At 43.4% G+C, this 12200-nt stretch carries 10 protein-coding genes and 1 tRNA gene; 1 reads left to right on the top strand and 10 read right to left on the bottom strand.

Annotated elements, in window-relative coordinates; translation table 11 throughout:
• The first annotated feature begins 142 nt into the window (after positions 1-142).
• On the top strand, positions 143-487 hold the full coding sequence (locus tag ACT3IB_RS15100; protein WP_491539861.1) for a YtxH domain-containing protein: 345 nt from the start codon (positions 143-145) through the stop codon (positions 485-487).
• Between the two features lie 134 nt (positions 488-621).
• Here ACT3IB_RS15100 and rpoC read toward each other — a convergent pair whose 3' ends face one another.
• The 10 genes from rpoC to ACT3IB_RS15050 form a co-directional block, all read right to left on the bottom strand.
• Entirely contained in the window at positions 622-4962 is a 4341-nt protein-coding gene (gene rpoC, locus ACT3IB_RS15095) for a DNA-directed RNA polymerase subunit beta' (protein WP_491539860.1), read from the bottom strand.
• A 52-nt stretch (positions 4963-5014) separates the two neighbouring features.
• Positions 5015-8830, bottom strand: a complete 3816-nt coding sequence (rpoB, locus tag ACT3IB_RS15090; RefSeq protein ID WP_491539859.1) for a DNA-directed RNA polymerase subunit beta — start codon at positions 8828-8830, stop codon at positions 5015-5017.
• A gap of 179 nt (positions 8831-9009) precedes the next feature.
• Positions 9010-9381, bottom strand: coding sequence for a 50S ribosomal protein L7/L12 (rplL, locus tag ACT3IB_RS15085; protein WP_491539858.1), 372 nt, complete (start codon positions 9379-9381; stop codon positions 9010-9012).
• A gap of 55 nt (positions 9382-9436) precedes the next feature.
• A complete protein-coding gene (gene rplJ / locus ACT3IB_RS15080; protein ID WP_491539857.1) occupies positions 9437-9961 on the bottom strand; it encodes a 50S ribosomal protein L10 in 525 nt (174 codons plus the stop codon).
• A 21-nt stretch (positions 9962-9982) separates the two neighbouring features.
• Positions 9983-10684 carry a 50S ribosomal protein L1 gene (gene rplA / locus ACT3IB_RS15075; RefSeq protein ID WP_491539856.1) on the bottom strand — a complete coding sequence of 234 codons (702 nt, stop codon included), beginning with the start codon at positions 10682-10684 and terminating at the stop codon, positions 9983-9985.
• A gap of 16 nt (positions 10685-10700) precedes the next feature.
• Positions 10701-11132 carry a 50S ribosomal protein L11 gene (gene rplK / locus ACT3IB_RS15070; RefSeq protein WP_491539855.1) on the bottom strand — a complete coding sequence of 144 codons (432 nt, stop codon included), beginning with the start codon at positions 11130-11132 and terminating at the stop codon, positions 10701-10703.
• Positions 11133-11205: 73 nt separating this feature from the next.
• The gene (nusG, locus tag ACT3IB_RS15065) at positions 11206-11769 is read right to left on the bottom strand and encodes a transcription termination/antitermination protein NusG (protein WP_491539854.1); all 564 of its coding nucleotides are present in this window, start codon (positions 11767-11769) and stop codon (positions 11206-11208) included.
• On the bottom strand, positions 11766-11948 hold the full coding sequence (secE, locus tag ACT3IB_RS15060; RefSeq protein WP_491539853.1) for a preprotein translocase subunit SecE: 183 nt from the start codon (positions 11946-11948) through the stop codon (positions 11766-11768). Before secE ends, nusG begins: the two co-directional genes overlap by 4 nt.
• A 25-nt stretch (positions 11949-11973) precedes the next feature.
• A tRNA-Trp gene (locus ACT3IB_RS15055) sits at positions 11974-12046 on the bottom strand.
• 70 nt (positions 12047-12116) lie between these two features.
• A partial coding sequence (locus ACT3IB_RS15050) for an EF-Tu C-terminal domain-related protein (protein ID WP_491539888.1) occupies positions 12117-12200 on the bottom strand: 84 nt, incomplete at its 5' end.

Genomic DNA, 12200 nt, shown 5'->3' with positions numbered 1-12200 from the left:
CAAACACACAATTTATAGACATTATTGTTTTTAAAAATCTATAGGAAATTGCATATTAAAGAAACAATTTTAGCGTTATTAATTAGTATTTAACTAATCTCACATATTTGACAAAACAGGTTACAGGAGGCAGGAGTCTATTATGAGCAAATCTAAAGATTTTACACTTGGTTTAATTTCAGGAGCACTTGTGGGTTCGGTAGTAGCTCTACTTTACGCCCCGGATAAAGGAAGCAATACCCGTGATGTCATTTCTTATCGTTTGAGTTCCTATCTTGACGAACTAACACACCTTATTGATCGTCTTTCGGAAGAAAAGGAAGCGATTTCAGAAGCTAAGCGTCAAGGTGATCTTGTCGTTGAAGATGCACGTCACAGAGCAGAAGATCTTATCCGTGAAGCGGAAGATCTGTTAGATACGATTGATGATTCTGATAGTGGTAAAGAAAATAATTCTACCCAGCAGAAAGCTGATAAGTCTTCCTAACTTCAGAATCTATTTTCTTTCCAAGAATATTAACTCTTCGGAAAAGTTATACTTTGCTTTTAAAAAACTAATAAAAAAAGTGCCCGTCATCACTGGCGGGCACTTTTTATTATACTATTGTTTGTAAGAGCTGATTATGATTCATCCTCTTCTACATCCGCTTCTGCTGTTGGTTTTGCTTCCTCTCCATTGCCTTCAGATCCAGCAAGCTCATCGAATACTTTAGCAACTTCTTGCTCTTCTTCGTCAAGCTCTTCTTTCTTTCCAACAATGAGATCATCATACTTACGGAGACCTGTACCAGCAGGTACTTTGTGTCCAACAATAACATTCTCCTTGAGTCCTTGAAGGGTATCCTTTTTGGCCTCAATGGATGCTTGTGTCAGTACTTTTGTAGTCTCCTGGAATGATGCCGCAGATAACCAGCTTTCCGTAGAAAGCGCAGCACGCGTAATACCGAGCAGTATCGGCTTAGAAATTGCCGGTTCTGCTTCACGTGTTTCGATCTCATCCACGCCTTCTTTAATCAGTTCATTATTTGTTTCTCGAACTTCACGGCGAGTGAGTAGTGTTCCTTGCTTAAGATCACTTCCCCCAGGATTAGTAACAACATATTTTCCGATAAGCTCATCGTTCTTATTATTAAGCTCAAATCGGTCAACTTTATCACCCTCAAGATACATTGTATCTCCGGGATCCGTTACCTCAACCTTCTGCATCATGGTGCGAACAATCGTCTCAATGTGCTTGTCATTGATCTTCACACCCTGCAGTCGATAAACCTCTTGGATCTCGTTTACAAGGTACGACTGCACTGCATAAGGTCCGAGAATATTCAGAATTTCTTCGGCCGGTATGGTTCCATCAGACAGTTGTTGACCCGCTTCCACATAATCATTTTCCTGCACAAGAATATGCTTGGACAAAGAAATGAGATATGTCTTTTCGGTCTTGCCATCTTTACTTTCAACGATAACTTCCTGCTTACCTCGCTTACGTCCACCCATCTTAACAATACCGTCAATTTCTGATACAGCAGCCGGATCGCTTGGTGAACGCGCTTCAAAAAGCTCTGTAACACGCGGGAGACCCGCTGTAATATCTTTCGATTGACCGGTAGATCGTGGAATTTTAGCGAGAACCTGTCCGGCAGCAACTTCTTGTCCGTCTTCAACAACAATGTGTGTATCAACGGGAAGCGTTTTCTCCCGAACTCTATCATCATCGCCTTTAACCAGTAATGTAGGTATCAAAGAACGATCTTTGGAGTCGATAACGACTTTCTCACGGTGACCTGTTTGAGCATCGGTCTCTTCTGAAAAGGTAATATCCTCAAGAATGTCTTTATACTCAACAACACCGTCGATCTCAGCATAGATGTTTGCATTATATGGATCCCACGTACAAAGCGGTACACCTTTGGGAACCTCATCACCTTCTTCTACCAAAAGCTCAGAACCATAAGGAATGTTGTAGGAAATGAGTTCTTTTCCTTCTTCATCCTTAATTTTGATTTCTCCGGCACGACTGAGTACGACATCGTGAATTTCTTCTCCGTCATCGTATTCCACAACGCGGATATTTTCGAACTCAACTTCACCTTCAAACTTAGCCTTGTGCATGGACTCTGACTCCATGCGAGAAGCCGTACCACCGACGTGGAAAGTTCGCAGCGTAAGCTGAGTACCTGGCTCACCAATTGATTGCGCCGCAATAACACCTACAGCTTCACCAACCTGGACCATTGTTCCACGGGCCAAGTCTCGGCCGTAGCACATAGAGCATACTCCGCGTTCGGTTTCACAAGTAAGTACCGACCGAATTTCAACTTCTTCGATAGAAGTTTCAGCAATACTTTGAGCGACTTTTTCATCGATCATCTGATTAGCTTCACAAAGAAGTTCATCAGTAATTGGATCGTAAATATCATGCAGTGAAACGCGACCGAGAATACGATCTTCCAGACTCTCGATAACATCCTCGTTATCTTTCAGAGCCTTCATTTTAATTCCACGCAGTGTTCCACAGTCTTGCTCATTGATAATAATATCCTGAGAAACATCTACCAATCGACGTGTCAGGTAACCGGCATCAGCAGTTTTTAGCGCTGTATCGGCCAGACCCTTACGGGCACCGTGTGTCGAAATAAAGTATTCAAGAACCGTTAATCCCTCTTTAAAGGAAGAGAGAATAGGATTTTCAATTACCTCGTTTCCTTCCTGTTGGGAACTCTTCTGTGGCTTGGCCATCAAACCGCGCATACCACCAAGCTGACGAATTTGCTCTTTGGAACCTCGAGCTCCAGAATCAGCCATCATGAATACCGGGTTAAATCCATCTCTGTCTTCTGTCAATGCATTAAACAGGGATTCAGAAACACGGTTAGTGGTACTTGTCCACTTATCGATAACCTGATTGTATCGCTCGTTATCAGTAATGAAACCCATCTCATAACGCTCATCAATTTCAGCCACCTCATTTTTAGCTTTTTGAAGCAGCTGATCTTTTTCGTCAGGCGTTACAATATCTTCAAGGCTAAAGGAAATTCCACCCGTTGTCGCTTCCTCAAATCCAAGACGTTTCATATCGTCAAGGAATTCAGCAGTACGGGCTGTACCTACCTCATAATGGATATCGCCAATCAAGACACGCAGCTCTTTCTTGCCTAATGTCTTGTTTACAAATTCCATTGGTTCAGGAAGGATCTTGTTGAACAACACGCGTCCGGTTGTTGTCTTGATAATCTCCTGAACTTCTTCGCCTTCTTCATTTTTTTTGTTGATACGAAGATTAATCTTGGCGTGCATATCGATGCGGTCACGATCATAAGCGATCAGCACCTCATCCATATTGGCAAACGTTTTACCTTCACCGCGCTTGTCACTGGCCATCTTGGTCATATAATAGATACCAAGAACCATATCCTGAGATGGCACTGCAATAGGTCCACCATTCGCAGGACTCAGCAGGTTATGTGAACCAAGCATAAGCACGGAGGCTTCTAACACCGCATCATGACTCAGAGGCAAGTGAACTGCCATCTGATCACCGTCAAAGTCAGCATTGTAAGCAGTACATGCGAGCGGATGCAATCGTATTGCTTTTTCCTCAATCAGTACCGGCTGAAATGCCTGTATGCCGAGCCTGTGCAATGTCGGTGCCCGGTTAAGAAGGACAGGGTGACCGTCAATTACATTCTCGAGCACTTCCCAAACAACCGAATCTCGGCGATCAACGACTTTCTTCGCCGACTTAACTGTTTTCACATATCCACGTTCAATTAAGCGGCGGATGATAAATGGTTTGTAAAGCTCAACCGCCATCTCTTTGGGGAGACCACACTGATGCATCTTCAGCTCAGGTCCTACCACAATAACAGAACGGCCAGAGTAGTCAACACGTTTTCCAAGCAAGTTTTGTCGGAATCGTCCGCTCTTACCTTTCAGCATATCGCTGAGAGATTTCAGAGGACGGTTGTTATTGCGTACTGCGTTGGATTTGCGTGAATTGTCATAAAGCGAATCAACCGCTTCCTGAAGCATACGCTTCTCATTACGCAAAATCACATCCGGCGCCTTAATATCAATCAGACGCTTGAGTCGATTATTTCGGATGATTACTCGTCGATAGAGATCATTAAGATCCGATGTTGCAAATCGACCGCCTTCCAGAGGTACCAGAGGTCGCAATTCCGGAGGGATAACAGGTATCACACTTTGAACCATCCATTCCGGACGGTTTTCGGTGTGCTGATTTGCCGCTCGGAATGATTCTATCACCTGCAGGCGCTTTAGCTTCTTCTTCTTGCGCATCTGCGACGTTTCGTTACGGGCTTCGTAACGCAGACGATAAGCCAGTTCATCCAGATCCTGGGTTGCCAACAGCTCTTCAATAGCCTCGGCCCCTTCTTTAGCTCTGAACTTATCTTCATCATCGTCATCCATCTCCCACTGATCTTCGGGGAGTTGTTCCTGAATATCATAGTACTCTTCTTCAGAAATAAGGTCTCCCTTCTTGTAACCAAGATCACGGGCAACGCCGGGGTTCATGATCACATAGGTCTCGTAATAGACAATCTTCTCAAGGTTTTTGGAAGAGTAACCGAGCAAATATGCAAGTTTGTTGGGCAGTGACTTGAAGTACCAGATATGCACGACGGGTACGGTAAGGGAAATATGCCCCATACGTTCACGTCGAACGGCTTTTCTGGTAACCTCTACACCACAACGGTCACAAATAATCCCTTTATAGCGGATCCGTTTGTATTTGCCACAGTGGCATTCATAGTCTTTAACCGGTCCAAAGATCTTTTCACAGAAAAGACCATCCATTTCCGGTTTAAATGTACGATAGTTGATTGTTTCGGGAGTTAAGACTTCGCCGTGCGACCGAGACAAGATAGTCTCAGGTGACGCAAGGGAAATACCAATTTTATCGAAGTCTTTCGAAACTGTTAATGTATTAGTAGTCGGCAAGGAAGTACCTCCGGATTGACTTTATTTAACAGTGTAAATTCTGTTGTTCTAATTAGTCGATGTGAATATCAAGGCCAAGACCCATCATTTCGCGTAGCAGTACCTTGAATGATTCTGGTACGTCACCTTCAGGCAAGTTTTCGCCTTTTACAATAGCTTCGTAAACGCGAGAACGACCTTTCACATCATCACTTTTTACAGTAAGCATCTCTTTGAGGATACTGGAAGCTCCATAGGCATACAATGCCCACACCTCCATCTCACCAAGACGCTGACCACCAAACTGTGCTTTACCACCCAGTGGCTGTTGCGTAATAAGAGAATACGGTCCAATCGAGCGGGCATGCATTTTATCCTGAATCAAGTGATTCAACTTCAGGATATACATATATCCAACCGTTGATTTCTGATCCATGGGTTCGCCGGTCCGGCCATCATATAATGTAACGCGGCCATCTTCGGGCAAGCCCGCTTCACGCATTTTTTCTTTGACCTGCTCTTCACTGGCACCATCAAAAATAGGTGATGCAAATTTAACACCCAGTTTCTTACCGGCCCATCCGAGAATCGTCTCATAAATCTGTCCGAGGTTCATACGTGATGGCACACCCAGCGGATTGAGACAAATATCAACAGGCGTTCCGTCTTTCATATACGGCATATCTTCTTCCGGTACGATCTTAGCGATCACACCCTTATTCCCGTGTCGACCGGAAAGCTTATCACCTACTTGCAGCTTACGCTTCTTGGCAACATAGACTTTTGCTTTCTGAATAATTCCGGGTGGTAGATCGTCTCCAACCTGAATCTGATATTTTCTTCGCTTAGCTTCGGTATCAATTTCTCTACGAAGCGAACGATAGTTCTTAAAGAGCAATCGCACGTGTTCTACCAATTCATCATCTGTAGCCCACTGAATATTTTCATTAATTCTAACGGGATCGAGCTCTTCAAAGTCTGATTTACGATATTTTTCACCCTTCGGGATAAGCTCAACGCCACTAAAATCATACACCCCGGGAGATGTCTTATCTCTCAATAAGGTATAAAGCTTATCCACCATTTTATTATTCAGCTCATCAACCTTTTCCTGGTGGCGCTCATTTTCGAGTTCTACCTGCTTTTTCTCCTCTTTGCGTGAAATCTGCTCATCACGCTTACGGCTAAAGAGTTTCGTATCAATGACAGTACCTGATACCCCGGGAGGAACTTTCAGTGATGCGTCTTTAACATCACCAGCTTTATCACCAAAGATTGCGCGCAGAAGTTTTTCTTCCGGTGTAGGATCGGTTTCACCCTTTGGCGTAATCTTTCCTACAAGAATATCTCCGTGGCTAATCTTGGCACCCGTTCGGACAATTCCCTGCTCGTCAAGATCTTTAGTAGCATCTTCACTAACATTGGGGATTTCGCGAGTTAATTCTTCTTCACCACGCTTGGTATCACGAACTTCCTGTTCAAATTCTTCAATATGGATAGAGGTATACATATCTTCTTGTACAACGCGCTCACTTACTACAATCGCATCCTCAAAGTTGTATCCTCTCCACGGTACAAAACCAATCAGCACATTTCGTCCCAACGCAAGTTCGCCTTGGTCAGTAGCACAGCCATCGGCCAACGTTTCACCTTTCTTAACCTTATCACCAACTTCAACAATTGGTGTCTGGTTAATGGTTGTATCCTGATTAGTCCGTTCAAACTTCGAAAGTTCGTATTTCTTGATACCTTCATCAAAGTAGCATTGCTGCTCCATATCTGTACGATCGTACTTGACATGGATCTCTTTTGCGCTTACATACACCACTTCTCCATCTTCATCAGCGGTAATGATAGCACGTGAGTCTTTTGCTGCACGGTGCTCCAATCCAGTACCAACAACCGGCGATTCAGGTCGCAACAACGGTACAGCCTGACGCTGCATGTTGGCCCCCATAAGAGCACGGTTGGCATCATTATGTTCAACAAAAGGAATTAACGATGCAGCAACAGATGCAATCTGGTTTGTAGAAACATCCATAAACTCAATTTCTTCCGGATCGGCCAAACCAACTTCCCCATCACGGAAACGAGAGAAAATATTATTATTCTTAAAAACTCCTTTCTCATCAATAGGAGCATTCGCCTGGGCAATAATAGTCTCGTCTTCCTGCTCGGCGGATAAATACTCAATATCTTTTGTTGCCCTTCCGTCCTCAATCTTGCGATATGGGGTTTCAAGGAAACCAAAGTCATTTACTTTTGAATGCACACACAGAGATGTAATAAGTCCAATATTAGGTCCCTCTGGCGTTTCAATAGGACACAAACGACCGTAGTGCGTGTAGTGGACGTCACGAACCTCAAACCCGGCTCGTTCACGCGTCAACCCACCAGGCCCAAGTGCCGACATACGACGTTTGTGCGTCAATGTCGCCATAGGATTGGTCTGATCCATAAACTGCGAAAGCTGATTGGTACCAAAGAAGGTGTTAATAACAGACGAGATTGTCCGTGCATTAACCAAATCCTGTGGTGTCAGCTGCTCCGCATCACGAGAATTCATTCGTTCTTTAATCGTTCGCGACATCCGCGCAAGACCGATAGAAAACTGCTGTGAAATTTGCTCACCGATAGTACGAACACGACGATTGCTCAAGTGGTCAATATCATCAACTTGAGCCTTCATGTTTTTGAGTCGGATAATCTCTTTAATGATGGCCAGGATATCATCCTTCGTCAAATAACGAATATCCATGTCCACGTCAATTTTCAGACGCTTGTTCAACCGATACCGGCCTACTTCGCCAAGATCATACTTTTTATCACTAAAGAACAGACGTTCAAGCACCTGTCGAGCCGTTTCAGCATCCGGCATTTCACCAGTTCTGATCTGGCGGTAGATCTCTGCAAGTGCCGATTCTTCATCGTGGGAAGGATCTTTACGCATCGTATTCATAAACACGTCACGCTCAGATTCTTCCGGCTCAAGTGTCTGAACTCGAACCTTATCTAAATCCGCTTCTTTGAGCAGCCCATAATCATCTTCCGTCAATTCATGATCAACTTCGAGGAGCACTTCACGGCTTTCCGCTTCCGTAACCTCTCCCGTTTCATCATCAATGACTTCTTCAATTTTCTCTTCTACGATATCCGTAGCAAGACGTCGACCGACAAGCTCCTTTTTATATTGCTTCTTAGATTCAATTTCAACGAGCTCAGTTCCACCAAAGAGGTTAAACAACTCCTCATCACTGGAATATCCCAATGCCCGAAGCAAGGTTGTAAAAGGAACCTTTTTCTTACGATCAATATAGGCCCAAAGCACATCTCGGATGTCAGTTGAAAACTCAATCCAAGATCCTTTAAAAGGAATTACCTTAGCGTTATACAGTTGCGTTCCATTGGGATGTACATTTTGACCGAAAAAAGCACCCGGCGATCGGTGAAGTTGACTTACAATTACTCGTTCAGATCCATTGACAATAAAGCTGCCTTTTTCCGTCATCCAAGGCAGATCACCCAAAAATACTTCCTGCTCAATAGTTTCGGTAGTCTCGTCATCATCGTCAACTGCAGAAAGACGAAGCTTTGCCTTTAGTGGTACGGCATATGAAAGACCACGCTCCTGGCATTCTTTGATACTATATTTGGGAGTATCCACGCTGTAGTGCATGAACTCCAAAATATGTGTTTCCCGAGAATCCTGAATTGGAAAATTGTTGTTAAATATTTTCTGAAGACCTTGATTCTTACGGTCTTCCGGTGCAATATCTAATTGAGTAAAGTCCGAAAATGACTCGAGCTGTATATCCAGGAAATCAGGATAGTCAAGCACATGTTCGGTACTGCCAAATGATAAGCGGTCGGTGAAAGGTATTTTCTCCATTTTACTTTGTTTATTCAAAAGGAACCTCTCCTTTAAAATTAATTAGATGATGATGAGCTGAATTTGCCGCTTCTAAGCACTTTATACAAAGTGAGTGGGTAGCATGCAAATAGACGCCAATAGCCAATACCGTATAACGATATTGGCTAATGACAAATAAGTATTTTATTGAGCGTTAATTACTTAAGCTCAACTTCAGCGCCTGCTTCTTCAAGCTTAGACTTAAGGTCCTCAGCTTCTTCTTTAGAGACAGCTTCTTTAACGGGGTTCGGTGCATTATCAACCAATTCCTTGGCTTCTTTAAGACCGAGACCAGTGATGCTGCGAACTTCTTTAATCACAGCAATCTTCTTGTCTCCGGCTCCGGTAAGAACAACATCAAATTCCGTTTGTTCTTCTTCGCCGCCACCTTCTCCGCCACCAGCAGCAACAGCTACACCAGCAGCTGCAGGCTTAATGTCGTATTCCTCTTCAAGAAAGTTTGCGAGTTCGTTTGCTTCTTTTACAGTTAAGTTGACTAATTGTTCAGCTAATTCTTTAACGTCAGCCATTGTTTATTTCTCCGATTGGTCTTTGTGAATTGAAAATTCGTAATGTTCGTATTTATTATTCGTCGCCTTCCTCGGCGATTGTTTCAAGGGCTCCGGCAATATTTCGACCGGGAGCTTGTAAAGCACCTACAACATTGGAAACAGGAGCAAGCAAGAGACCAACAATGTCTCCGATAACTTCGCTCTTAGATTTCATTGCAGCCAAGGTTTCAAGCTCATCCTCACCGTAATAATCTCCGTCGATGATTGCAGCTTTAAATTTTGGCTTTTCTGTTTCGTCAAATAGATTCTTAATCACTTTTGCGGGTGCGGCAAGCTCTTCTTCTACAAAGGCAAAGCCATTTTGTTCAACCAAGTGGGGATACAGATCTTCATATCCGCCGACTTCGTCCATAGCTCGTTTTACCAAGGTGTTCTTATACACTTTATACTTGATATCGCCTTCAAAGAATTCGCCACGCATGTTGTTGATTTCTTTTACCGACATACCTGAGTAGTTGGTTATATATACAGCACCTGAACTCTTCAGATCTTCGGTAATTTCTTCAACAGTTTGTTTCTTTTCTGCTAATGTTGGCATTATTTAGTTCCTATTTTGTCTTTATGCAGAAATTACGGATGAACGACTCAGTGGAATGCTTGGGCCCATGGTTGAACTCATAAACGCGCTTCGGATATATAATCCTTTAGCAGAAGCGGGTCTGAGTCTCATGACCGTTCGCAAAAATTCCAGAGCGTTTTCACGGATTTCGCGGGCATCAAAGCTTACTCGTCCAATTGACGCGTGCAGAATACCGTACTTGTCTACACGGAAATCAATCTTCCCAGCCTTGGCTTCTTGAACTGCCTCAGCGACATCGTTTGTAACAGTACCACTTTTCGGATTCGGCATAAGTCCACGCGGACCCAAAATGCGTCCAAGCTTACCTATCTGCCCCATAACATCCGGGGTGGCAATAATTACATCAACGTCTGTCCATCCTTCTTCAATTTTTTCGATATACTCTTCAAGACCTACATGATCTGCTCCGGCCTCTTCGGCTTCTTCTTGCTTGGCTTCATTAACTAAAGCCAATACGCTTATTTCTTTACCCGTACCGTGTGGCAAGGTAACAGAACCGCGCACCATCTGATCGGCATGTCGGGGATCAACTCCCAGACGTAAATCCAAATCGACGGATGCATCAAAGTTCACCGTAGAGGTTTTCTTCACAAGATCACAAGCTTCCTCCAGAGTATATTCCAACTCGGAGTCAATGAGCTCTGCGGCCTCTTGGTATTTCTTTCCTCGTTTAGTTGACATAAATTAATTTTACCTTCTATTTATCTCTTTGTACTCGCAGCCCCATACTTCTGGCAGTACCTGCAATCATTTCTGCAGCATTCTCAATCTCAAAAGCATTGAGATCCTGCATCTTCTGTTCTGCTATCTCTTTGCACTGGGTCCAAGTTACCTGGCCAACTTTCGTTCTGTTTGGCTCTCCGGAACCGGACTTAATCCCAGCAGCTTGTTTTAGCAGTACTGCAGCAGGTGGAGTCTTCGTTATGAAAGTGAAGGATTTATCCTGATACACAGTAATTTCAACCGGAATAATAGTCCCGGCATCTTCCTGTGTGGCAGCATTAAATGCCTTACAGAACTCCATAATATTGATTCCAGCCTGACCTAATGCAGGTCCAACAGGTGGTGCAGGGTTTGCCTGCCCGCCACGAATCTGGAGCTTAAGTACTTGATCTACTTTTTTTGCCATTTTAATTTACTGCTTGTACTAATTTTTATTTGCCGCGTAATAGCTCACTTTGCATCAAGTGATTAATTTGTGGTCAAGTTGCAGGTTCTACCTGGTTCACACCAACTTCAACCGGGGTCTTTCGACCGAAAATACTTACAAGAACACGTAGTTTGAGTTTATCAGTATTAACCTCTTGTACGGTTCCATCAAAATCTTTAAATGGACCATCAATGACTTTAACAATATCTCCTTCGTCATAGGGGATTTCAATCTTGCCCCCCTGCTCCATTGCGTCTTCATTATCCTGAACTTGCCCAAGAATTCTATTTACTTCAGACTTTCGAAGCGGTTTGGGCTTATGTTCATTCTTACTCTTTAAAAATCCTATTGTTGAAGGAGCACCTTGAATAAGGTTATTTACCTCTTCATCGTAAATTGTCTTCAACATAATATAACCGGGAAGAAAATTCTTTTCGCGCGTCTTCTTCTTCCCTGACCGTATTTCAATGACTGTTTCAGTAGGAATCAACACCTCACTGATTTTGTCCTCCAATCCCTGCATTTCAATCTCACGATCCAAGTAACGCTTTACTTTCTTCTCGTGATTTGAAAAAACACGGACTATATACCACTGATGCTGATCTTCTTGTGTCATTGATAAATGGCTTCTAATATCGTGCTATAAACTTGATCTACCGCAAAAATAAATGCAGACAAGAGTATCGTAAATACTACTACAACAATAGTATAGTCAACCAACTCGTCTTGATCCGGCCAGGAGACTTTCTTCATCTCCTTGCGCACATCGTTTAAATACTCTTTTATGCTATTCATGAATTTATATCCAATTCTAAACTTGCACGGGTGGAAGGACTTGAACCCACAACCTTCGGTTTTGGAGACCGCTGCTCTGCCAATTGAGCTACACCCGTATATGCCGAAAGAACAGGCCTCTGAAAAACCTATTCTTTCGTGCAATTTTATGTGCAGAAACGTGACTTATTACTCAATAATTTCAGTTACAACACCGGCGCCTACCGTGCGGCCGCCCTCGCGGATCGCAAAACGCAGACCTTCTTCCATCGC

It is taken from the genome of Fodinibius sp. GM21 (genome assembly GCF_058386955.1).
The sequence above is the reverse complement of the archived record's forward strand: the minus strand, read 5'-3'. Positions and strand labels throughout refer to the sequence as shown.